Genomic DNA, 25,366 nt, shown 5'->3' with positions numbered 1-25,366 from the left:
TTTTAGCTCGTTATCCTCCTATAACATTTTTTATAAAAATGTTATAATATCAAAACAAAATATAGACTATAAAAAGGAGGTAAATATGTGAAAAATGTTTAAGATTTTGCCAGGTAAAATAAAAGCACAATTTGGTATCGGTATTTTAATCGTAATTATCAATGTGGCTTTAACAATGATGTTACCTATTTTGCTTTCTCAATTCTTACCATTGGTAATTCAACCACATGATGATGTAAACAAAGACATTCAACTTGAAATATTTAATTATGTTGTTTACTCATCAAAAGATTGGCAACAAGTGTTTAATACTTTATTAGTAACATTCATTATTGTCTTGGTATTGGCAGCTGGTACATCGTTTGGTTATGTGCTGATAATTATTTGAGCTGGAGAAAAAGCTTCTAACTTCTATAGAAACACATTATTTAAAAAATATCAAAAACTTAGCTTAAAAGATATTGCACAATTAACAAATGAAAGTTTAATTACTAGAATTAACGATGACGTTGCTGTCTTTTGAGATTTCTTAATTGGTGCTTCTATTTCATTAATTAAGGCACCTTTATATATCGTTGTTGGTTTAGTGTTTGCATTTATGACTGATGTTAACTTAACATGATCAATTATTGCAGTTATCCCTCTTTTAATCTTTGTTATTGCTTATATGTTTATTAAGACTAATCCATTGATTAAAAAGAGTAGAAAGAACTTAGATTGAATTACTAAAGAAGTTGATGAATCAATTAACGGAGCTAGATTCATTAAAGCAAACAACTTGCAAATCAACCAATATAATAAATTTAATAAAGCCAACTCAGCTTGACTTGCTACAGAAAGAGCCAGCTTTAAATACTTTGCTATTGGTATGCCTGCATTCTTCGTTATTATTAACACTATTGTAGTTATTATCTATGCAATTGGTAAAGTACAATTAGATGCTTTAGCAGCAAGCAATAGCTTAAGAAGTGAAAATGGAGCACAATTAATTGCTAAATTAAACGTATTTATTGAATATGAAGTATTAATTGCTCAAGGTATTATTCTATTCTCACAATTTTTAGGTTCATTTTTCAAGGCCAAAATTTCAGCCGGTAGAATTGTACAAGTGCTAGATAAAGAATATGATGAATTGCATGTAACAAATGGTCTCATTATTAGTGAGCAAAATAATGTAGCTGACTATTCAATCGAATTCAAGGATGTTAACTTTAAATATTTTGAAACATCTGAAGACTATGCTTTATCAGATATTAACTTTAAAGTATTAGGTGGGCAAACACTTGGGATTATTGGGCCAACTGGTTCAGGAAAAAGTACCATTGCTAACTTAATTGTTAACAACATGAAATATAATGAAGGAAATATCCTTATTAATGGCAAAGAAGTTAAAGAAATTGATACAACTAACTTACACCAAAATGTTGGGATTGTTTATCAAGAAGCTTTACTATATTCAGGAACAATTCTTTCTAACCTAACATTTGGAAAAGAAGATGCTAGTGAAGAAGAAATTAATCGTGCACTAAAAGCTTCATGTGCTAATAACTTTATTATGACATTTGAAGATAGATTACAACATCCAGTAGTGCAACGTGGAAAAAACTTATCAGGTGGACAAAAACAACGTCTTTCAATTGCGCGTAGTTTAATTATTGATCCTAAAATCTTAATTTTAGATGATTCAACTTCAGCACTTGATAACATAACAACAAAAGCTTTAATTAAAAATATTAAAGAAGATTATGACTGTACAACAGTTATAATCTCACAAAAAATTAATTCAATTAAACATGCTGATAAAATTCTAGTCATGGACAGAGGAAGAATAATTGCTCAAGGAACTCACCAAGAGTTACTTGCAAGCTGTCAATGATATAGAGATATCAATGCAAACCAATTAGAACAATAGAAAGGAGAGTGACTTATGGATAATATGTACGAAGGTCGTCAAATTAGTAAAGAACTAAGTAAGAACAAGAAAATGAAGACTGATGTTAAAGTATTTCAAACCTTTAAAACTCTGCTTTCTTACATTACTAAAGACAAGAAAAGTTTAGCTATAGCTTTAACATTCAGCTTTATCAACTCTGTTTGTTATATTGTAGGTAGCTTTATGATCGGGATAATTATTCAATTATTCTTTGCACCTTATTTAGGTGAAAAGGCTACTGGAAATATAGGAGATTTCAATACCCTACATTTTGTATTAGCACTAGCTGGGCTTGGACTATCATTTATCTTATATGGTATTTTCCGTTACCTTGAACAAAGAGTCTATATTAAATTATGTTTTGAAGCTGGAGCTAGATTACGTGGTGAATTAATGAACAAATTATTCCGTTCACCTATTAGCTTCTATGATAAAAACAAGACTGGAAACTTAATTTCAACCTTAGTGGTAGATATTAATAACGTGGCTAACTCATTATTTCAAATGATGGTGCAAGCTGCAACAAGTACATTTAACATCTTAATTTCAATAGTTGTTATGTCACTTGCTTCAGAATTATTAACTTTAATTGTTATTCCAGTATCCTTAATCTTATTTGCTTTTGTCTTCTTATTAATTAAGAAATCACAACCTTACTTTATTAGTGTGCAAAATGCCTTCGGTCGGCTAAATGCATTCGTAGAAGAAATGCTAGTAAACACTAAAGTAACTAACTCATTTGATCGTCAAGCTTACATTTATAGTGAACTTGAAATTATTACTAAAAACATTCGTAATTCAGCTTATAAAGGTGATATTATTGCCAAATCATTTGATACTTGATATGGGCTAATCTCTAACTTAATTATTTTAGCTATTTCAGCCATTGCAGCTGTTTTCTACCTCAAAGGTGTTAATGTGTGAAGTGCCTTTAGCTTTATGGTTAATAAAGATGGATCTCCAACTGCTGGTTTAATCGTGTTATATGTTTCATTAAACTGAAACTTCATGGGACCATTCCAAAGTATTTTATCAAGTACATTTAATGCGCAAGTTGGGGTTGCTTCAACTTCTCGTATATTTAACTTATTACAAGTACAAGTGCCTAGTCGTGAACATGAAACAATTAAAGTTGAAAAAATCATTGGACAAATTGATTTTGAAGATGTTTACTTCAAATATAACCCAGATGCTTTAGAATACCAATTAAAAGCAGCAAGTTTCTCAATTAAACCTGGTCAAACAGTTGCAATTGTTGGGCCAACTGGAGCTGGTAAAACTACAATTATTAGCTTACTTTCAAAATATTATGACTATGCTCGTGGATCAATTAAGATTGATGGCAATGAGCTTAGAAACTTAGATACAGTTAGTCTTAGAGATAACATGACAATTGTATTGCAAGATTCATTCTTATTTAACGAATCAATTCTAGATAACTTAAAGATGACTAACCCTAAAGCTACTATGGAAGAAATTGAACAAGCAGCTAAATTAACTCATGCTCATCACTTCATTATGAATATGGCTAATGGATATGATACATTAATTGAAAATAATGGTGCTAACCTATCTCAAGGTCAAAAACAATTAATTTCCTTAACAAGAGCCATTTTAAGTAACAAGAGTTTATTAATTTTAGATGAAGCTACTTCAAATATTGATTCAAGCACTGAACAAATCGTGCAACAAGCTATGTTAAAACTTATGGAAGATAAAACTACATTTGTTATTGCACATAGATTAAGTACTATTAAAAATGCTGATGTTATTATCGTAGTTGACAATGGATTGATCATTGAAAAAGGAACTCACGAAAGCTTACTTGAAAAGCAAGGATTCTACTACAACCTATATACATCACAATTTGATAAATAATTATTTGCAAGCATTAGCTTGCATTTTTTTATTCCCTTGAAGTTAAAATATACCTAGGGCAATTGCATAAAAAAATTTAAAAAATATTTACTAAAAATTGTAGAATAAGCTCTATTTTGTCACCCCTAGACAAGCAAAATAAGCTCTATTTTTGCCATCGCTACAGCTAATGAAATATGGCAAAAGATATATGATAATTATTCAATATAAATACCATCTTTTATATTAGAAGACAATGCTTTTAACCTACAGAAAAGTTATTGCATTGTCTTTTTTCTTTAACAAATACAGCTTAATTAACGTTCCTACATCTGTCAACACTTTTCTATATAATTCAACATTCACTCTTCAATTTTCTCTGTTTGCACCCATTTATTAAAAAATATTTCATATTTAGAGCTCTTTTTAATCTTAAATTGTAATAATTTTTAAAGCCTTCTGGATGCTCTCTAATATCAGAACGAGTATTGCTTAATTTATAATCTGTTAGTACCTTTATTTTATTTATATCTGTTTTTTAAATTAATATAAGAATTTTAGACATCGACCATTATTTCTAAGGGGGGTGACAAAATAAATCTTATTTGGAGGGGTGACAAAATAAATCTTATTTCACAATTGCATAAAAAAATTTAAAAAATATTTACTAAAAATCCATTTTGTATTATAATAATAAAGCACAAGGCACCATAGCCAAATGGCCAAGGCATGAGTCTGCAAAACTTTGATTACGGGTTCGAATCCCGTTGGTGCCTCCATTAATGCGCCCGTAGCTCAACTGGACAGAGTGTTAGGTTACGGCCCTAAAGGTTGCGGGTTCGACTCCTGCCGGGCGCGCCAATGACTTGCTTTGTGTAAAAAAATAAAAAATTTATTTCCAAAGATTGTTATTCGTGCTATAATATTAACGCAAATAACAAATTGCGAGTGTAGTTTAATGGCAGAACTTCAGCCTTCCAAGCTGACTATGAGGGTTCGATTCCCTTCACTCGCTCCATATCACTTTAGTGACCATAAACTCCACATTGGAGTTTTTTCTTTATTTTAAGGATATAAAACTAAAACTTTGATAAACTTTAATTACTAATAATTAAAGTCAAGAGGAAGGAACATGGAAAAACATAATACAACTGTTTTAGCGATCTTTATTGTGTTTGTTGTTATTGCACTATTGCTAATATTGTTCCTTTCAATAATTCTTATTCGGAACATTTATTTCAAAAAGAACACAGCCTATATTTCAGACTTGCGCATAACATTGCAAAGAGAAAACACTAAAAATAAAGATGCTATTCAAAAGTGTGCTATTTTAGCTAAGAATGAAAAAACTTTTGAACCGATATGTGATAAGCTTAAAACTACTAATCAAGATATCTGCCAAAAGAAAGATGTCATCTTACAACATATTGTGAGTTTAGAAGGTGTGATCCAAGAAAAGAAATTCTTTAAAGTAGTAAAAGAAAGAAGAACTCTTAGACGTTTATTTGTTAAATACAGAGATAAATGCAAATCATTTGATCAAGTAGCACAAGAGTTCGATATTGATTGAAAACTAATTGATGAAGTCTTTACCAATTATTTAGAAATAGTTGAATATTACAAAGAAGTGCTTAATAAAAATAAAGCAATCACCACAAACTTAAATCCGATTTTAACTGATAAAGTGCAAAAGATGGCTAAACGATTAAATGAGTTAGATAACTCTAAATATAAGGGACAATTTTCACAAGCTGATAAGAAAATTGATGATTTAAGGGTTAGATTAAATGATTTAAATAATTTAATTATTGGTGCAAGTAAAATTGAATATTACCTATTTGATATCTTGCCAAATGAACTAAAACAAGCCATTAAAAAAGAAACTAAGCCAAAAGTACTAGCTGAGTATAAAGTACTAAGCCAAAACCTAGAAAAGCTTTCACAGTCATGATATGAATTTGATTCAAATAAATTAGCTTTAAACATTACCAAAATATATGATGTGTATTGAAAAATTTATCATGGAGCAATCCTTAATCAAAGCATCAAGGAATTTTTTGAAAGTGTTAAAAAAGACCTTTCACAACTATGAGCAACACGTAAAAAGCTTTATCTTGAAGTACAAAAAGAAACAAGCAAGCTAAATCGTGCTTATAATGCACTTGAAACTAAAGTTAATGCAATTAATAATTTAACTACACTTGCAGATATTTTAAAAGCTGTTAAAGAATTCCTGCAAGCTGTTAAGACTTTTGATGATGCTTACTTAAACTATAAGCTTGAATCTTACCATATAAGTGGAATTAAGGTGCAACGTGATTTAGATCTAGCTAATGCTATTGAGACTTATTTTGCAGTAATTGAAAATGAACACTTAATCAATGATCCTGAAATAAATGAAGCTAAAAAACGCTTACAAAACCAATTTGAAACTAATATTAAAAAATACAAAAGTTGAGCTAAACATCAACTTGTGTGAGATGATTTTATCCACACTTTGGCTTTCTTAATTAAAAAGATAGCAATCAATGAAAAATACCATGAAATGTATGATGCTTTATGCCTTGAAGTAGCAAGCAATGAACGTTTCTTACTGGGAGAAGAGAAAATTAATGCTTATAAAGAATTAATTAACCAAACCAGACTGCAAATACAACAAAATAACAATTACCAAGAATCTTATCAAACTGTTAAAAGATTCTTAATTAAGGAGAAATATGTACAGTAAAATTTTAATTAGATACGGTGAGCTTGTGCTTAAGAAAAAGAATCGTAAAACTTTTATTAATACTTTGGCCAACAACATTAAACACATTGTTGGAGAAGCTCCACAAGTAGAATTTGACAGAATGTATTTAACATATTCACAACATAATATGGATAAGTTAAATTATGTCTTTGGAATTAGTTCGTTTTCACCTGTGGCAGTGGTTGAAAACGATATTGAAGTATTCAAAAATACTGCTTTAAAATTAGTTAAGCCAGATGCTAAAACCTTTAAAATAGCAGCTAGAAGAAACTACAAGCAATTTGAATATTCTTCTGATCAAATTAACCACATTTTAGGTGGAGAAATCTTAAAGAACACTAATTTAAAAGTTGATGTACATAATCCTAATCAAACTTTCTATGTCGAAGTTAGAAATGGTAGAACATACATGTTTTCTGAATACTACGATGGGCTTGGTGGTTTACCTGTAGGTGTTTCTGGCAAAGTGCTACATTTAATTTCTGGTGGTTTTGACTCACCTATTGCTGCATTTAAAATGATGAAACGTGGAATTAAGGTAGACTTTTTAACATTTATTACACCACCTCAAACAGATGAAAGAACTATTGAAAAAATTACGAATTTAGTAAAAGTGTTAAATCAATACCAAGTAACTTCAAACTTATTAATAGCTAATTATGCAAACTTAATGAACTATATTTCATTTGTTTCACGTGAATCTTACAAGATTACTTTAATGCGTAGAAGTTTCTACCGGATTGCTGATCAAATTTGTGATAAATATGGGCAAATGGCAATTTCTAATGGAGATAATTTAGGTCAAGTTGCTTCTCAAACTCTTGAATCTTTAAGTACAATTGGAGCAGCTTGTCATAGACAAATTTTACGTCCATTATTAACATATGATAAAAATGAAATTATTGATATTGCTAAAAAACTTGGAACTTATGATATTTCAATTATACAGGCCAATGAAACTTGTGAATTATTTGCTCCAAAAGAACCTGTTACAAAACCTAGTGTAGAAGAAGCAACAAAACTAGAAACAGAACTAAGCAGAATTTTAGAATTAGAGCAAGATTTAGTGCAAAATAAAATTGAAATTGCAAGAATTAAACTAGACAATTAAATTTAAATAATAACTTTTATATCACACTGAAAATCTGTGTGATATATTTTTATGCCTACGCCCTAGGCATTAAAAAAATGGAGTTTTAGATTTATATAATTGTGCAAAATGTGATATTGTTATAAAATTTATTTATAAATTTAATAACAATACATTAAGGAGGAATATATATGACAAAAAGAGTAGTTATTGGAATGTCAGGAGGAGTTGATTCTTCTGTAGCAGCCTACATTTTAAAACAACAAGGTTATGACGTTGTTGGATTATTTATGCGTAATTGAGACAGTATTGTTAACAATGATATCTTAGGAAATGCAGATATTTCACAAGACGTTTGTCCACAAGAAAAAGATTATCAAGATGCGCAAGCTGTAGCCAAAGCATTAGATATTCCTCTTTTCCGTGTTGATTTTGTTAAGGAATATTGAGATAATGTCTTTGAAAACTTTATCGAAGAATACAAAAAAGGGCGTACCCCTAACCCAGATATTTTATGTAACAAGTACATTAAGTTTAATGCTTTTGCCAAATATGCTTTTAATGAACTAAAAGCTGATTACATAGCAATGGGACATTATGCTAATGTAGTTAATGGACATTTATACCGGGCAGCTGATCAAGATAAAGATCAAACATATTTCTTAGCACAACTAACACATGAACAACTTGCAAAAGTAATTATGCCACTTGCTAAATTAACTAAGCCTGAAATTAGAGAAATTGCTAAAAAGTTAAACTTAGTAACAGCAACTAAAAAAGATTCAACTGGAATTTGTTTTATTGGTGAAAGAAATTTTGGACAGTTTTTACAAAACTATATTCCTGCTCAAGAAGGTAATATTGTAGATATTACTACTGGAAAGAAATTAGGCAGACATATTGGTTGTTTCTACTATACAATTGGACAACGTAAAGGGCTTAATTTAGGTGGAATGAGTGAACCATATTATGTTTGTGGTCATGATGTAAGACAAAACATTTTATATGTAGCTCCTAACTCACACCCTGAATATTTAATCTCAAATAGTTTACTAGCTAGCGATTTAACTTTAAATAACACTGATTTTAATCCTGACAATTTATCAGCTAAATTTAGATATAGACAAAAGGATATTAAAGTTACAGTAGAATTTTTACCTGATCGTAAAATTAAAGTCTTTTATCCAGAAGGTGCTTCAGCAGTAACTCCTGGACAACAAGTTGTACTATATGATGGTGACAAATGTATTGGTGGAGCCATTATTGATGAAATATATATGGATAATATTAAGAAAGATTACATTTAAAAGAGGTTTTTATGAATTCAAAAGAAATTAGAGAAAAGTGATTATCATTTTTTGAATCAAAAGGACACTTTATTGTGCCTTCAAAAAGTTTAGTGCCACATAATGACCCTTCACTTTTATGAATTAACAGTGGGGTAGCTACCTTAAAAGATTACTTTGCTGGTAAAAAAGTAGCACCTGCAAAAAGATTAACCAACTCTCAAAAAGCAATTAGAACTAACGATATTGAAAATGTTGGTATTACAGCTCGTCACCATACATTTTTTGAAATGCTTGGTAACTTCTCAATTGGGGATTACTTCAAAAAAGAAGCGATCGCTTTTGCTAGTGAGTTTTTACTTGATGTACTTAAGTTAGATAAAGAAAAACTTTATTTTACTTACTACTATGAAGATTTAGAAACTAAAAATGAATGAATGTCACATGGTTTTGCAGAAGACCACATGATACCAGGAAGCAAAGATACGAACTTTTGAGAAGTTGGATCAGGACCTTGTGGACCCAACACTGAAATATTTTACGATCGTGGAGTAAAGTATGATGCTAGAGGAATTGAATTATTAAAAGAAGACCTAGAAAATGATCGTTATATTGAAATCTGAAACATTGTTTTCTCAACTTATAATTCAAATGGTGAAGGTGAATATACAGAATTAAAACAAAAGAACATCGATACCGGGGCTGGTCTTGAAAGAATCGTTTCTATCATGCAAGATGCTCCAACTAACTTTGATACTGACTTATTCTTACCTATTATTCATGAAATTGAAAAATTCACTGAGTTTAGATATGACATTAATAACTACTTTACTAAAGAACCTGAACAAATGTTTATTAACTCATGTTTCAAAGTTATTGCTGACCACATGCGTACTGTAACAAATGCTATTGCTGATGGTGCCAAACCTTCAAACGTTGGTAGAGGATATATTTTAAGAAGACTAATTCGTAGAAGTGTTTATAAAGCAATGCAACTTAAAATCTATGAACCATTCTTATATAAATTAGTTGATGTTGTTAAAGCTAGCTTACCTTTTGAATATGAAGTTGAACCAATTAAACAAATTATTAAGGATGAAGAATTAACCTTCTCACGTACCATTGAAAATGGTAAAAACCTATTAAACAATTACCTAAATGATGATATTGTAATCTTCCCTGGTGATGTTGCTTTCAAATTATTTGAAACATATGGATTCCCAGTTGAATTAACAGCTGAAATTTTAGAACAAAAGAATATCAAGATTGACTATGAAGGATATGAAAAAGCTAAGAAAGAACATGCTGATGCTTCAAGAAATGCTAAATTATCTGGAATGGATAAAGTTATTAACTCACTTACAATTCTAAAATCAAAAGTTGATAAATTTGTTGGATATGAAACTACTCACAATGTTAGTGACATTTTATACTTACTTGATACTGAAAAAGAAGTTGCTAGTGCAAATGGTGTTGCTTACGTAGTTTTAAAAGAAACTCCATTTTATGCAACTAGTGGTGGACAAAAACACGACCGTGGTTATATGCAACAAGGCAATGAAAAAATCTTAATCTTAGATGTATTTAAAGATAAATTTGGAAACCACATTCACAAAGTAGAAGGTAAGCTTAATAAAGAATTACCTGTTGAATGTTTTGTTGATGAAACAATTCGTTTAGGACTTGAAAGAAACCACTCAGGAACACACTTAATGTTTTGTGCCCTAAGAAATGTGCTTGGAAATCAAATTAAACAACTTGGATCAGATAACAATGAAGAACGTTTAACCTTTGACCTTCCAGCTGATAGTAAACCTACAGATGCGCAAATTAAAGAAGTAGAACGTCTAGTACGTAGCTATATTGCACAAAATGCTAAACGTGATTACTTACAAATGACCACTGAGCAAGCTAAAGAACTTGGTGCAATTATGACTCTTGAAGAATCAGAATACATGAATCCTCAAAATGTTCGTATTGTTAAGTTTGATGGAATTACAGCTGACCTTTGTGGAGGAACTCACCTTTCAAATACAGCTAAACTTGAAAACTTCAAGATTACTAATGTTGATAAAAAAGCAGCTGGAATTTATAGAATTAGAGCTATCTCTTCTAATGCTTTAGTTAATGAATACTTAGAAGAAGAAGTTGACAAGTTACTTGTGGAAGTTGATAAAATGCTTGAAAAGAATGTTAAACTAAATAAAGACTATACTTATGAATTAAACATTCCTGAAGATAAAGAAGCAGCAATTGATTACTTACAAGGCACACTTGAAACTTTAAAAGAAGATAATAAGAAAATTCAAAAAGAATTAGCAAGTAGCTTTGAATTTGACTATGACAATATTGAATTACTTGATATTAAAGGTCACAAAGTGTACTTAAATCAAGCAATTGATAAAGCTAATATCAAAACTGTAGCTTCTACATTGAGAGAAAAGTACCAAGATATTTTAGTAGTACTTAGCTCAGATGAAAGTAATCCAATGTTAGTGGTAGCTTCAAAAGCTTATAATTCAAACGCTATTGCCCAACAACTATTTAAAAAGCTTAATGGTCGTGGTGGTGGAAATGCTATTTTATCAATGGGTAAAGTAGCAAGCGCTAATGAATTATTAGACTACATGCAAGAAGAATTAGTATGAGAAAACTAGGATTAGATTTAGGAACTAAAAGTTGTGGCTTTGCTATAACTGATGAAAATGAAATTATAGCTAGTGGTCTTGAGAACTTTATGTTTGCTGAAAATGATTTTGAAGCTGCACTTAATCGTGTTGAGTTCTATCTTAACCAATACAAAAACAAAATTGATGGTATTGTGTTAGGTTATCCACTTAAAATAAGTGGTGACAAAAGCGAACGTACCTATATGGTAGAAGACTTTAAGCAAAAACTAATTGCACGCTTTAATTTGCCAGTGCTCTTTGTTAATGAACAATATTCAACTAAAAGAGCTAATGAAGCTATGATGGCAGCTGGGTTAACTCAACAAAAGCGTAAGGCTAAAAAAGATCAATTAGCAGCATTAATTATTTTGCAAGATTACTTAGATTATTATCAAAACAAGTGAGGTAAATAAGATGACTCATGAAGCTAGAGTAGCATTAGGCGTTTCTGCCTTAGTGCTAGTTATAATTGGTTTTGTAATTTACATTGTTATGCAAGTGTTAGCTAAAAAAATGCGTAATAAAATGCTAAAGAAAACTCAAGAAGAAGCAATGATTCAAATTCAAGCCTTGAGAAACGATTTAGGTGAACTACCATACGAATTAAAAGATTACCTAAAATCAAAAGCTAATGATATTGACATTGAAGGTATTATTAATACCATTTATCGGAATGAATATAAAAATGTGCTAGTAGTTAATAATCAAGATTTATTCCCAATTGTTGCTATAGCCCAAAAAATTAAGGGTCAAACTTATGTTTATTCTAAAGAAATTCAATATGATAAACTAGAGGATTTAAGATTAAAATTCCCTGATCATTTTCCAAATGAAATCAAATTATATGATGAAGGCGAAATTGATTGCTTAATTCTTATGAATGCTCAAGGGGATATCAATGATATCTTTGATAAATTAAGCAAGAAATTACACAAGGGAATGATTTTAGTTTCATTTGCTAACCCAAGAAGCGAAATGAAACGTATGATTAGCTATTTAAAAATGACAGATATGCCTTATGAAGTGTCATATATAAGTTCAAAATATCTATTTATAGTTAAAAAATAATAAGGTAAAATATAGTAAATTAGAAAGAGGATTGTTATGCCAAATACAGAACAACAAGGAAAAGTATATTTATCACAAGAAACTTTAGATAAATACAAAAAAGAATATGAACATTTAATTAATGTTGAAAGACCAGCTGTACAAGCTGCCTTAAAAGAAGCTAGAGCACAAGGTGACTTGTCAGAAAACGCTGAATATGATGCAGCTAGAGACAAGCAAGGAGCAATTGAAGGACGTATTTCTGAATTAGAACAAATCCTTGATAATGCTGTTTTAATTGAAGGAAATGAAAAACACCAAAGTCAAGAAGTTGTAACAATTGGTTCTAAAGTAGAATTTACAGTAATTGCTACAGGAGAAAGAAAATCAGTTACAATCATGGGTGTGCACGATGCAGATCCATTTGATGGAAAAATTTCAAACAAGAGTCCTCTTGCAGTAGCTATGTTAGGTCAAAGAGTTGGTGATATCGTTGAAGTAGATACAGCAACAAAATACAATGTTAGAATAGAAAATGTAGAATTTAGCGTATAGCTAAATTTTTTTATTTTATCCCTACATTATAGGCATAAAAGGGTAAAAATAAAAAAAAGATAACAGACCAAATAATGTGTCTTTTAAATAACTCGTTCGAAAGAAGGGGTTATTTTTGTTATGATTAATTTAAATAAATATATAAGTAAACAATTGACAGAAGTAGGAAGACAGATGAAAGAACTAGCACAAATTTTAGGTATAACTACAGAATCTATGATTGAACAATTTAATGATACTATGGAAAAAGAAGCGAAGTCTTTTATAAGAGAAGAAAAAGATTTAAATCCAGATAGCAATGTCAAAAGAAATGGCTATAGAGAATCCACAAAATATACTTTGAATGGAAAAATTACATTAAAAATACCAAGAGTAAGAGGTAAAAACTTTATTCCCAGTGCATTAGCAAAATATGAAAAATGCTCAAGGGATTTTGAAACTTTAATCGCAATACTTCTAGCTTCTTTCTTATCATATGAACAAGTTTCAAGAATTGTTGAACTATTCACAGGAATTAAAGTCGGACATTCTTTAATAAATAGGATAAAACAAAAGATAGATATATTGTCATCACAAATGTTTAAACATGATATTCAAGGAGAATGATTAGCTCTATTTATTGATGCTTCATATCACAATGTTATGAAGTGATACAATCCCATAACAGGTGAAATTGCTGAAAACATTTTTGATGTTGAAGATAAGAAAAATTTTATCAAAAAGAGCTATAAGGTAGGAGTATACACAGCAATTGGCATAAATAAAGATGGCTATAAAGAACTTTTATCTATGAAAGTGCAAGATGCTGAATCTAAGATAAATTGAAGTAAGTTTCTATATGAATTAAAAGAAAGAGGATTGGTTGATCCAGAATTCATAATTTGCGATGATTTCTCAGGTAATGATGTTCTAAAAGAAATCTTCCCAACATCACAAGTACAAAAATGTGTTATTCATAAGATAAGAAATGCACTTACACATGTAAACTATAAGGATAGAAAATCTTTTGTTGAGGCATTTAAAAAGATTTATACAGCGTCAAACCTAGAAATTGCAGAAAAAGAGTTTATATATTTTAAGCAAACTCACTATGACAAATATCCAAAAGCTGTAGAAATATTAGAAAAATCATTAGATGAAATTTTGAAGTTTATGAAACTGCCTATAAAGCTTAGAAAATTTATTTATACAAACAATATAAGTGAAAATTTTAATTCAGCGCTTAAAAGATACATAAATGAAAAACGCTCTCACGCTAGTGTGAGAACGCTTCAATATTTTTGTAATCTTGCTAGCCTGTGAATAACGAAAAACTGAGCTAACAAACGCATTATCTTATAGGTAATGCACATAAATTATATATAATTTTTACAAGTCGTTATAAATTAAAGAACGAGTTTGGACCCACTAATTGGTCCGTTATCAAAAAAAATAGAAATGCACTATAAAATTCAATGAAAAATAAGCTTTTTTAACTTTATAGCGATTTTTATTCCTATACAGTAGGAATAAAACTTTATTTTGAAATATTACACTTTTATCATATAATACTTCCTATGAAAAAGAGTATTACAAATATATGAGATATCAAAACGATTGTTTACTTAGCTCTATATTTAGCAATAATAATCGTTTTTACGTTTACACCTTATACAGGCTATATTACTGTTGGAATAGTATCAATAACCACTATTCCACTAATTATATTAATTGCCTCAATTCACCTAGGTTACATTGGTATTTTATGAACTTGCTTTAATTTTGGACTGTGATCTTTTATTGGATCAATTATTTTACAGTTTCCAATCTTTAATTTAGTTTATATTTCACTAGTGCCAAGAATAGTGCTGGGTCTAATTCTTTGTGGCCTTTATTATCTGTTATTTAAGGTCTGAAGTTTTAATCTAGCTTCAGTAGCTATTTACGCTTTTTGCATCTTTATGCTAAATACTATGTTAGTATCAAGTGCTTTACTTATCACAATTCAATTTAAGGATCTAAACATTGGTAATGCTAAAGTTTGATTTGGCTTAATTTGAATAAATATGCTAGTAGAATGAGGTGTATTGGAAGCTGTTTCACTAGCTTTATATCCATTTTTAAAATGAGTCAAAAACAAAACTGCTCAAGAATCTTGAAAGGAGTCAAAATACTAAAAAAGTATTTTGATTTTTTTAAACTTAGGACCTAAATTTGCTTTATAATAAAACAAATATTAATTGCTATAACTGCAAGGAGGTGCATATGATTATTGGGATTTCAGGAATGATTAGTAGTGGGAAAAGCACATTGACTTCAAAACTATTACAACACTATAAAAATTCAATCTTACTTGAGGAATATTCAGAAAATGATGAAGTCTTTACCACTATGTTAAATTGATTTTATGAAAAAAGACCTAATTTAGATTTATCTTTTCAAGCTTATGTGGTTGAAAACCACTTAGCCAATGTGGATAAAGCTATTGCTAAATTTAATCAACTTAAAATGGAGCCAAATAAAGATTTATTATTCCTAGATCGTTTCAGTGCAGAACACTATGTTTTTGCTTTGGTTAACTTAAAGAATTTGTCACCTAAAGCTATGCAAGCCTATGACGCACTGTTTAAAGTTTTAGTTAGTCAAAATGAGTTACCTGAATTTGCTATCTTTTTAGATGTTTCATATGAAAATTTTGAAAAGAGACTTTTTGCCCGTGGAAGAAAAGTTGAAATTGATAACTATGAAGCAAATAAAGCTTATTTTAAGGAACTTTATCAAGTTTATAAAGATGCTTTTATTAAGATTGCTAATACCTACAATATTAAATATGCCATTATTGATACTAATGTTCTAAGTGAAGAACAAGTCTTTGCTCAAGCAGTTCAATTAATTGAGGAGTATAAAGAAAATCATGTTACAAATATTTAATAAGAATAAGCAAACAAAAGTACATCCAATGGTTAAGAAAGTACTTTTTGACCAAGCTTTTATTGAAAAGCATATTGTGCAATGTGCAAACTGAGTTAATCAAACTTATAAAGATTCAAATGATCTCATTATTGTTGGTTTACTTAAGGGTTCTATTCCTTTTTTAGCTCAACTAATTAAAAGTGTTCAAGTAGATCATAAGTTAGACTTTATGACTGTAAGCACTTATGCAGGCTCACATGCAAGCAGCGGAAGTGTTAAAATCATCATGGATTTAGCTAATGATATCGAAGGAAAAGATGTCTTAATTGTTGAAGATATTATTGATAGTGGAATTACCCTCCAAAAAGTATGCTCAATGTTAAAAGAAAGACATCCTCATAGCTTAAAAGTGCTAACTTTGATGGATAAACCTTATAACCGTAAGGTTGATTTTCAAGCTGACCATTATGGCTTTATTGTACCTGATGAATTTCTAGTTGGATTTGGTCTAGATTACGATGAAAAATTACGGAACTTGCCTTACATTGGTGTCTTTGATGAAAGTTTTATTAAATAAAGAATCATAATATAATAAAGATAGTTGAAATTAAGCTTAATCCTAAATGTGGGATTGAGTTTATTTTTTTTAAGAAAGTAAAATGATTGTCTAATAGTATCTATTTTAAGTAGCTTAGCATTAGAAATAATTATCTAGTAGTAACTTGGAATAAAACAAGTAAAAAATGCAAGCGTTAGCATGCTGCTACAAAGAAAATTAAAAAAACAAAATAGTTCAGTGGAATGAATAGAAACTATTTTGCTTCTTGTTAGAAATTATTCAGACTTATGTGTGTAAATTGTTACTATGTTGTTATAAAGTAATGGAATGTATGCTACAAGTAGCACAATCCCAAGCACTAAAATATGTACTATATATTTTGGTAACATTCAACTATCGTTGATACTCATTATAACAATACTTGTGATTATAAGAGCTAATGTGATCACTAAGTTTGTGATATCAGTAGTTATAACACTTCACTTAGGGCTATTAGCAAAGTTAATTTTATTTATAAAAATCAAAGGTAATAATGAATAAAGAACTTTGTTTTTATTGATTAATAAATAGATAACTTGTGCTGCATATAAAACTAATCCGAAAACTAAATTAATCAGCCATCTATATTTTCATACATATACAGCATAACTATTGGAATATTCATAAGTATAAACAACAGGTGAATTCATACTTGCAGTTGTAGCAGTAATAGGTATTTTGTGTTTCATATTTACTAAACAAATTAATGAAATTAATCCAATTAATATGAAACCAATAACAACTATGTTATATAAACCTAAATATGCCTTTTTAATGTTATACTTTTGCATCTCTGTCATAAAGAATCCTATCTTCTATATTTCTTCAATTATATTTTTCATTTTCATATGTAAAATATTTATCTGAATACATATAGTAATTATTAAAGTTTTTTGGCTTTATAGTAAAATATGAATAATAATCAGCTTTGATATAGTAGGAAATTAAACAAGCACTAGTTTTTTTATCTCCTCATAGATTATTTACTAAAAATTGATCTGTGTCTCTATCATATCCATAAGCAATAAATGCGTGGTTAAATCCAGGGTCTGATTTTACTCCTCCAACACTTAATATTACAGGTAATTTATCATTTATTATCGTACGCCATGCATATTTGAAAGCTTTAGATTTACGATCAGAATACTCTGATTCATAACTATTTTTAGCTGATTTACTTATAATAAATTTATTATAAAGTTCGTTAAGTTTTTCACCTGTTTCAGAAGATTTAAAATTATAATTTTTATTATTTAATTTATGTAAATAATAAGGAAAACTTTTTCTATCTTCATCTTTCCCGACAATATCATTATATTTATTTCATTTGAATACTGGAGATGAATATTGGAGTTTATTTTCTGTATTTTTATCTACTGTTATGAAATTGTTATATTCATCAGTTGAAAAAACACCCTTATATTTAAACAACTCATTGTATAGCAGAAGATTTGCTAATGCATTGTAACAACATCATCCTGATGAAACTGATTTATCAAAGAATTCATCAGCTCTATCTTCATCATATCCAATTCTTTGATCAGAATCTCTAGTAAGTCATCATCAACTATGTTCAACTAAATCAGAAACAAATGGTTCTGTGTAAATAGTGCGCTCTGAGCCTAATCAAATGAAAGAATCATCAAGTGGCTTATACGCTGATTCTGATCCTCGAATTAAATATGGACTTGATAAAGTCAAATCACTATTTTTAATATCTTCAATCCTTTTGTTTTTTTGTTCATTTATAAATTCTAAATTGTGCAGTATATCACTTTGGCTTGTTGACACTAAAAAACTATTAATGTCATATTGAAGATTAGTTTCAACATTCAAAACTTTATCAAAAAGGACTTTTTCAAAAAGACCATATGTAGGAATGTAAATAAGATTTTCACTGTTTTTATATTTTCAAATATCATACCAATGAGTTTCTAAAGTTAAAAAGTTGTTTGTATCTACAATGGAATATGTACTATTAAATGCGATTAGCAAAACTTTATTATTATGAATATCATTAATTTCCTTGCTAAAAATGATTTGATTAGATTTATGAGTGAGTTTATTCATCCTTGCGAGTTCAGATTTTAAAATAAGTTCTTTATTCGATGAATCAACATTTGCAGACATAATGACTGCTGGTGTAAGTGTCAATCCCGTACATAGAACAATGCTGAAAAGTTTTTTTCTAAATATTGACATATTTATAATAACCTCTATTTTTTATTTGGAAGAAATTACTTCTTCCATTTTTAATTATACTCTTATAGGAAGGCATATTTAATATCATGAAAAGTGTTCCACATTTTTGTTATAGCTTGTTCTATATCTATGTTTCAGTGCAATAAACATCAATTCTTATTTCATATATTGATTTATGATATAGAAATATATTTACATAAATTAGCTATTAAGTACTAGTAATTGCATTACTTTATAGTTAATAATTCCCTTTATTTAAATAAAAAGTCAGTATAATTTAAACATTATGAGTAATTTAAATAAATTTTTCGATCTAAAGACTACAGAAATGCGTATTGCTGAAAAAGCTCTTAAAAAGATCAATCAATTAGAACCTATTGTTGAGAAATTTACTGACCAAGAATTAAAAGAAAAAACTCAATTCTTCAAGGATTTATTAGCTAAAGGTTATAGCTTAGATGATATTAGAAATGATGCTTTTGCAGTAGCTCGTGAAGCAACTAAAAGAGTACTAGGAAAACGTCCTTATGATGTGCAAATTCTAGGTGGATTGCTTTTAGATTTAGGATCAGTTGCAGAAATGAAAACAGGAGAAGGAAAAACTATTACCTCTATTGCTCCTGTATATCTAAATGCCTTGTTAGGTAAAGGAGCTATTGTTTCAACAGTTAACGAATATCTATCAGAACGTGATGCTATCGAAATGGGGCAAGTATTTAACTTTTTAGGCCTAACAGTTGGTATTAATAAAGCACAAATGAACCCATTTGATAAACGTAATGCTTATGCTGCTGATATTACTTATTCAGTACACTCTGAACTAGGTTTTGACTATCTAAGAGATAACATGGTTAAGGATGGAAGTGAAAAAGTTCAAAGAGGTTTACAATTCTGTTTAATTGACGAGGTAGATTCAATTTTAATTGATGAAGCAAAAACACCTTTAATTATTTCTGGTGGAGATGCTGAAGATACTTCTTCATACTTTGCAGCAGACCAATTTGTTCGTACATTAAATAAAAATGATTATTTAATTGATGAAGAATCTAAGGCAGTTACTTTAACACATGCTGGTATTGAAAAAGCTAATAAGTTTTACCACACACCTAATTTTTATAATATTGAAAATTCAGAAACTGTGCACCTTGTGCAAAATGCTCTTAGAGCTCACAAGATCATGAGAATTGACGTTGAATACATTGTGCGTGAAGGAAAAATTGAATTAGTAGATGCCTTTACTGGTCGTATCATGGATGGGCGTAGTTATTCAGAAGGATTGCAACAAGCTATTCAAGCTAAAGAAATGGTTGAAATTGAACCAGAAACTAAAACATTGGCAACTATAACATATCAAAACTTCTTTAGAATGTTTAAAAAGCTTTGCGGAATGACAGGAACTGGTAAAACTGAAGAACAAGAATTCATTGATATCTATAACATGCGGGTAAATGTAGTCCCAACTAATAAACCAATTGCTAGAATTGATGAACCTGATGCAATTTTTGCTACAGCCCAAGATAAATGAAATGCTGTAGTGGAAAAAATTATTGAGCTATATAAAAAAGGACAACCAGTTTTAGTTGGTACTGCGCAAATTGAAGATTCAGAAATCGTTCACAAAATGTTAATTAACCGTGGTATTCCGCATACAGTACTTAATGCTAAGCAAAATGCTTCAGAAGCTGAAATTATTTCACATGCCGGTGAAGTTGCTTCAGTAACAATCGCAACTAACATGGCTGGACGTGGAACAGACATTAAGCCTTCTGCAGAAGCACTTGCACGTGGTGGATTATATGTGCTTGGAACAGATAAAGCTGAATCAAGAAGAATTGATAACCAATTAAGAGGACGTTCTGGACGTCAAGGCGATGTTGGTACAAGTAAATTCTTTGTCTCAATTGATGATCAATTAATGCAAAGATTTGCCAACTATGAAAGCTTTAAAGAAGCCTATGCAGATTCAAAAGGTAAAGAAGTAACTAATAAACAATTACGTTTTGCCTTTAATCATGCACAAAAGAAAATCGAAGGATTTAACTATGACTCACGTAAATCTGTTTTAAATTACGATGATGTTATTAGACAACAACGTGATTTAATCTATGCTCAAAGAGATTTAATCCTATATAGTAGAGATATTGTCTTTATTGTACAAAGAATGATTGCTTCTTCAGCTCGTAGCATTGTTCGTAGAGGTGAATACAGATTGCACAATAATACTTATAATTACGCTGCACTAGTAAGTTTCTTAAATGAAAATATTGGAAGTTTAATTAAATTCCACTTTGATTTAGGAGAAATTTCAAAAGTTCATGAAAGTGATTTACCTGAATATATTGCCAATATTGTACTTACAGTTTATGAACAATGACAAGAAAACGCGTTTGAAAATGCTAGCCAAGATGAAATTTTAAGTTTACTAAAAGAAACTATTTTACAAACTCTTGATGAAAAATGACAAGCTCACATTAACAAAATGGATAAATTACGTTCAAATGTTAACTTAGTTCAATATTCACAAAAGAACCCTTACCAAATTTATACTGAAGAAGGAACTAAAGCCTTTGATGCTATGATTGATGATATTGCTTATGGTGTGTTATTAAGAATTTTCTCAAATAGAATTGGAATGAAATCATTAATTACTAAAGAAATGCGTGCTGATAGTGTTTTCCAACAAATCTTATCAACTATGCCAATGGATCCATATCGCTCAATTGAGGATCAAGAACGTACTTTAATTGATATTTATAATTCAATTAAACGTAGACTTGATGAAATTGAACAAGAAAAAGCTATGCAACTAGCTAAAATGGATCAAGCCTTACAAGAAGCTAATACCTCATTTGTACCTGAAGAAAATACACCAAGCTTTTTAGAAGAAAATTACCAAAATAATCAAGCTCAAAATAATGCTAATAATTCAAATATTGAGTTAAATAGCATAAATACAAAAAAGAATAATTTTGCAGAGAAAAACAAGGAAAAACCATATAATTTATATATGGAAAACTCAATAACAAGGGACAACCAACACAGAGTACTTCGTGCTCATACGTTATATCCTGTGAGAAGATTCCCAAGTAGACCAAGAAAATTTATCATTCAATATGTTTCATTACCCACATATGAAGAAGTAGATTTAGAAGAAATGGAGAATAACATGAAAAGATGCCTTAGATGTTCTAGAAATTTTAGAAACTGTAAACACGTAAGACAATGAAAATTAACTGCTGAAGAATTTGAAGAATTTAACAAAATCCCAGTTGTGGAAGAAGTAGCAGAAGAAATAATTATTGAAAAAATTAAACACAAAGAACCTGTAGTTATTGAAGAATTAGTAGTTGTTGCTAAAAAATGTAATTGTGACGACAAATGCCAATGTCCTTCAGAAGAAGAATGTAAATGTGCTAAAGAAGTTGAACAAGATATCCAAGCAACTGAAGCAATGGAACAAGTAGTTGAAGAAGTTGCTAAAGAAGATGATAGCAATTTTGAAACAATGGAAACTAGAGAAGAAAACATTATGCAACCAGTTGGTGGAGCATGCTGTGGTGGAAACTGTAAAGCAAATGCAAATGCTAACACAGTTAAACGTCACGTTGATGAAAAGAAATCAACTTCAGCTATTTTAGCTTACCAAGAAAGAATGCAAGAATTAGATTCTGAAAACATTGCAAAAAGAATTAACGAAATTGAAGCAGCTAGAGCAGCAGCAAATGATGAAATTGCTCAAGAATGTGCACAAGAAGAATGTGCATGTGACAATGTTGCTGGTCAAAATGAAGAATGCAACTGCTACACATTACACAATGTTGCCTTAGAATATGTTGACTACTTTGTGGAATTAAAAAATAGATTATAAAATTAAAGTTCACCTAGCCTAGTATAGGTGAATTTTATTATCGCTTCTAGCATTATAGTGTATAATACTATCGAGCCGACATCGAGTGTAGTAACTTTGATGCCAATCGCCTTCATTAGAAGGTTTTTTTAATATTTTTATAAATTTAAAATTAAACTATAATATAGCAATTAATAATATAAGGAGACTAAATGATTGAAGTTCAAAATTTAAGTAAGATTTTTAGTGATAAAAAGTTATTTGAAAATGTTAATTTAAAGTTTACTGAAGGTAATACTTATGGAATAATTGGAGCCAATGGTGCTGGAAAATCTACATTTTTAAAGATAATTGCAGGTCAAATGGAAGCTTCTGGTGGAAATATTGTAATTGAAAAGAATAAACGTATTTCAGTTCTTTCTCAAGATCACAACGCTTATGATGACATGAATGTTACTGAAGTAGTTATCATGGGAAATACAGATCTATACCAAATTAAAGAAGAAAAAGATGCCATTTATATGAATCCTGATGCAACTGATAAAGATTATGAACGTGCAGCAGATTTAGAAGAAAAATTTGGAATGTTAGGTGGATGAACTGCTGAAAATGATGCGCAAGAATTACTAGCTAACTTACATATACCTAAAGAAAAATGAGAAGTACCAATGCGTGAACTAACAGCTAACCAAAAAATTAAAGTACTTTTAGCTAAAGCTTTATTTGGTAATCCAGATATCTTAATCATGGACGAACCAACTAACCACCTTGATTTAAGAAGTATCAGATGACTTGAAAACTTTTTAATTGACTATCCAAATGTTGTTATAGTTGTATCCCACGATAGTGACTTCTTAGATGCTATATGTACTCACATTGTGGATATTGATTATAATGAAGCTAAAATTTATACAGGTAACTATAGCTTTTGAAAAGAATCATCAGAATTAGCTCGTGAAATGATGAAACAATCAAACTTGAAAAAAGAAGCTCAAATTGAAAAACTAAAAGACTTTATTGCTCGTTTTAGTGCTAATGCTTCTAAATCACGCCAAGCTACTTCACGTAAGAAAGCACTTGAAAAAATTTCACTTGATGAAATCAAACCTTCTAACCGTAAATATCCATATGTGCGTTGAGAAATGAACCGTGATCATGGAAAACAAATTTTAAATGTAGAAGATTTAACTTATGTAAATGATAAAGGTGAAACAGTCTTTGAAAAAGTCTCATTCTCATTAAAACCTGGTGAAAAAATGGTTATTGTTGGAGAAGATGACATTGCTAAAACAAAATTCTTAGAATGTTTACTTGGTATTACTAAGCCAACAAGTGGAACTGTAGAATGAGGACAAACAATTACACCTTCATACTTTCCAAATGAAAACTCAAAATATTTTGATACTGACGAAAATATTTTGGAATGAATTTCAAAATGACCTTTAGAAAATAAAGAAAAAGAAAATCGTGAAAACGATGATGCACGTATGCGTGGATTTTTAGGACGTATGTTATTTAATAATGACTCTGTCTTTAAAAAAGTTAGAGTAACTAGTGGGGGAGAAAAAGCTAGATTAATGTTCTCTCGGATGATGTTACTTGAATCAAACTTTATAATATTAGACCAACCTTTAGACCACTTAGATGCTGAATCAATTGACTCAGTTATTGAAGGGGTTAAAAACTTCAAAGGTGGAGCAATCTTTACTACATATAATAGAGCCTTTGTTAATCAATGTGCTGATGTAATTTTAGAACTTCAATCACCTAAGAAAAGCTTTATTTTCAGAGGAAGTCTGGAAGATTACGAAGCTATCATGAATGAGGAATAAGTATGAATCGATTCTTTGTAACTAAACAAAGCGAAAATGGATTTGACTTAGATCCAGAAATTATTAAACATATAAAGGTAATTAGAGCACAAGATAAACCTTTTATATGTGTTTACCAAAATGAATTTTATCAATGCTTACTTGAAGGCAATCAAGCTAAAATTCAATTTAAGCTAGAACAAGATCATGAGTTAAAACATGAAGTAATTTTAGCTATTAGTGTAATAAAACTAGATCGTTTTGAGTGAGCGCTGCAAAAAGCCACTGAACTAGGGGCTAGCAAAATTATTCCAATGCTAACTCAATATACTCAACATGATTTAGTTAAATATAATAAATTTGAAAGCAAATATGATCGCTTCCAAACAATTTTACAAAATGCAGCTGAACAAAGCTTTCGTAATAAAATTCCACAGTTAGCACCTTTAACAAAATTTGAAGATGTAATTAAAACTGATGGAATTGCTAAATATATTGCACATGAAAAAATTGCTACTTCAGTTGCGCTCCCTCAACCAATTGATCAAGATGTACTCTTTTTAGTTGGACCAGAAGGTGGCTTTAGTGAAGAGGAAATTGCTTTAGCTCAACAATACCAAGTTAGCCCAGTTTCACTAGGAAGTCGTATTTTAAGAGCTGAAACAGCTGCTATTTATTTATTAAGCCAAATAAAAATTCAATAAATAAATTAAAAAGATATAAAAAGCCTTATTTTTAAGCAAAAATAGATAATTAAAAAATATTAGTTTATTAGGTTTTGTGTGTTATAATTAATAAGCAATTTAAAAAATTAACCGAAACCTAAATAA

At 29.7% G+C, this 25,366-nt stretch carries 18 protein-coding genes and 3 tRNA genes; 19 read left to right on the top strand and 2 right to left on the bottom strand.

What is annotated here, in order from left to right:
- Positions 1-94 precede the first annotated feature (94 nt).
- The 16 genes from ACNQ2T_RS01695 (at position 95) to hpt (ending at position 16,655) form a co-directional block, all read left to right on the top strand.
- Positions 95-1,912 carry an ABC transporter ATP-binding protein gene (locus tag ACNQ2T_RS01695; RefSeq protein WP_418035830.1) on the top strand — a complete coding sequence of 606 codons (1,818 nt, stop codon included), beginning with the start codon at positions 95-97 and terminating at the stop codon, positions 1,910-1,912.
- Between the two features lie 15 nt (positions 1,913-1,927).
- On the top strand, positions 1,928-3,811 hold the full coding sequence (locus tag ACNQ2T_RS01690; protein WP_416755348.1) for an ABC transporter ATP-binding protein: 1,884 nt from the start codon (positions 1,928-1,930) through the stop codon (positions 3,809-3,811).
- A gap of 683 nt (positions 3,812-4,494) precedes the next feature.
- Positions 4,495-4,569: transfer RNA gene (locus ACNQ2T_RS01685), tRNA-Cys, on the top strand.
- Positions 4,570-4,574: 5 nt separating this feature from the next.
- Positions 4,575-4,651 (top strand) — tRNA-Arg (locus ACNQ2T_RS01680).
- Positions 4,652-4,734: 83 nt separating this feature from the next.
- Positions 4,735-4,808 (top strand) — tRNA-Gly (locus tag ACNQ2T_RS01675).
- A gap of 114 nt (positions 4,809-4,922) precedes the next feature.
- Entirely contained in the window at positions 4,923-6,518 is a 1,596-nt protein-coding gene (locus ACNQ2T_RS01670) for a hypothetical protein (RefSeq protein WP_418035829.1), read from the top strand.
- Complete coding sequence (gene thiI, locus ACNQ2T_RS01665; protein WP_418035828.1) at positions 6,508-7,650, top strand: tRNA uracil 4-sulfurtransferase ThiI; 1,143 nt, start codon at positions 6,508-6,510, stop codon at positions 7,648-7,650. The genes ACNQ2T_RS01670 and thiI overlap by 11 nt, the downstream gene beginning before the upstream one ends.
- A 170-nt stretch (positions 7,651-7,820) precedes the next feature.
- Positions 7,821-8,936: a tRNA 2-thiouridine(34) synthase MnmA gene (gene mnmA / locus ACNQ2T_RS01660; protein WP_418035827.1), complete on the top strand. Its 1,116-nt coding sequence runs from the start codon at positions 7,821-7,823 to the stop codon at positions 8,934-8,936.
- Positions 8,937-8,947: 11 nt separating this feature from the next.
- Positions 8,948-11,572, top strand: coding sequence for an alanine--tRNA ligase (gene alaS / locus ACNQ2T_RS01655; protein WP_418035826.1), 2,625 nt, complete (start codon positions 8,948-8,950; stop codon positions 11,570-11,572).
- Positions 11,560-11,997 (top strand): Holliday junction resolvase RuvX, encoded by a 438-nt coding sequence (ruvX, locus tag ACNQ2T_RS01650; RefSeq protein ID WP_416756114.1) that lies wholly within the window; start codon positions 11,560-11,562, stop codon positions 11,995-11,997. The genes alaS and ruvX overlap by 13 nt, the downstream gene beginning before the upstream one ends.
- 1 nt (position 11,998) lies before the next feature.
- The gene (locus ACNQ2T_RS01645) at positions 11,999-12,652 is read left to right on the top strand and encodes a BC85_0335 family putative methyltransferase (RefSeq protein WP_418035825.1); all 654 of its coding nucleotides are present in this window, start codon (positions 11,999-12,001) and stop codon (positions 12,650-12,652) included.
- 36 nt (positions 12,653-12,688) lie between these two features.
- On the top strand, positions 12,689-13,186 hold the full coding sequence (gene greA, locus ACNQ2T_RS01640; protein ID WP_416755339.1) for a transcription elongation factor GreA: 498 nt from the start codon (positions 12,689-12,691) through the stop codon (positions 13,184-13,186).
- Positions 13,187-13,360: 174 nt separating this feature from the next.
- Positions 13,361-14,527 carry an IS256 family transposase gene (locus ACNQ2T_RS01635; RefSeq protein ID WP_418035824.1) on the top strand — a complete coding sequence of 389 codons (1,167 nt, stop codon included), beginning with the start codon at positions 13,361-13,363 and terminating at the stop codon, positions 14,525-14,527.
- A 215-nt stretch (positions 14,528-14,742) separates the two neighbouring features.
- Complete coding sequence (locus tag ACNQ2T_RS01630; RefSeq protein ID WP_418035823.1) at positions 14,743-15,342, top strand: hypothetical protein; 600 nt, start codon at positions 14,743-14,745, stop codon at positions 15,340-15,342.
- A gap of 88 nt (positions 15,343-15,430) precedes the next feature.
- The gene (locus ACNQ2T_RS01625) at positions 15,431-16,096 is read left to right on the top strand and encodes a deoxynucleoside kinase (protein WP_418035822.1); all 666 of its coding nucleotides are present in this window, start codon (positions 15,431-15,433) and stop codon (positions 16,094-16,096) included.
- On the top strand, positions 16,080-16,655 hold the full coding sequence (gene hpt / locus ACNQ2T_RS01620; protein WP_418035821.1) for a hypoxanthine phosphoribosyltransferase: 576 nt from the start codon (positions 16,080-16,082) through the stop codon (positions 16,653-16,655). The genes ACNQ2T_RS01625 and hpt overlap by 17 nt, the downstream gene beginning before the upstream one ends.
- 257 nt (positions 16,656-16,912) lie before the next feature.
- Here hpt and ACNQ2T_RS01615 read toward each other — a convergent pair whose 3' ends face one another.
- Together ACNQ2T_RS01615 and ACNQ2T_RS01610 are read right to left on the bottom strand one after the other, a co-directional pair.
- On the bottom strand, positions 16,913-17,476 hold the full coding sequence (locus tag ACNQ2T_RS01615; RefSeq protein WP_418035820.1) for a hypothetical protein: 564 nt from the start codon (positions 17,474-17,476) through the stop codon (positions 16,913-16,915).
- On the bottom strand, positions 17,454-18,746 hold the full coding sequence (locus ACNQ2T_RS01610) for a putative cysteine peptidase (protein ID WP_418035819.1): 1,293 nt from the start codon (positions 18,744-18,746) through the stop codon (positions 17,454-17,456). Before ACNQ2T_RS01610 ends, ACNQ2T_RS01615 begins: the two co-directional genes overlap by 23 nt.
- Positions 18,747-19,164: 418 nt before the next feature.
- Between ACNQ2T_RS01610 and secA the strand changes: the two genes are divergently transcribed.
- The 3 genes from secA to ACNQ2T_RS01595 all read left to right on the top strand — a co-directional run bounded on the left by secA (position 19,165) and on the right by ACNQ2T_RS01595 (position 25,240).
- A complete protein-coding gene (secA, locus tag ACNQ2T_RS01605) occupies positions 19,165-22,746 on the top strand; it encodes a preprotein translocase subunit SecA (RefSeq protein ID WP_418035818.1) in 3,582 nt (1,193 codons plus the stop codon).
- A gap of 191 nt (positions 22,747-22,937) precedes the next feature.
- Positions 22,938-24,557: an ABC-F family ATP-binding cassette domain-containing protein gene (locus ACNQ2T_RS01600; RefSeq protein ID WP_416755331.1), complete on the top strand. Its 1,620-nt coding sequence runs from the start codon at positions 22,938-22,940 to the stop codon at positions 24,555-24,557.
- Between the two features lie 2 nt (positions 24,558-24,559).
- Positions 24,560-25,240 carry a 16S rRNA (uracil(1498)-N(3))-methyltransferase gene (locus ACNQ2T_RS01595; RefSeq protein WP_418019937.1) on the top strand — a complete coding sequence of 227 codons (681 nt, stop codon included), beginning with the start codon at positions 24,560-24,562 and terminating at the stop codon, positions 25,238-25,240.
- Positions 25,241-25,366: the final 126 nt, after the last annotated feature.

The organism is Mycoplasma haliaeeti (assembly GCF_048284645.1).
Taxonomy (GTDB): domain Bacteria; phylum Bacillota_I; class Bacilli_A; order Mycoplasmatales; family Metamycoplasmataceae; genus Mycoplasmopsis.
Note: the sequence above shows the minus strand (reverse complement) of the source record. Positions and strands in the feature narration are given on the sequence as shown.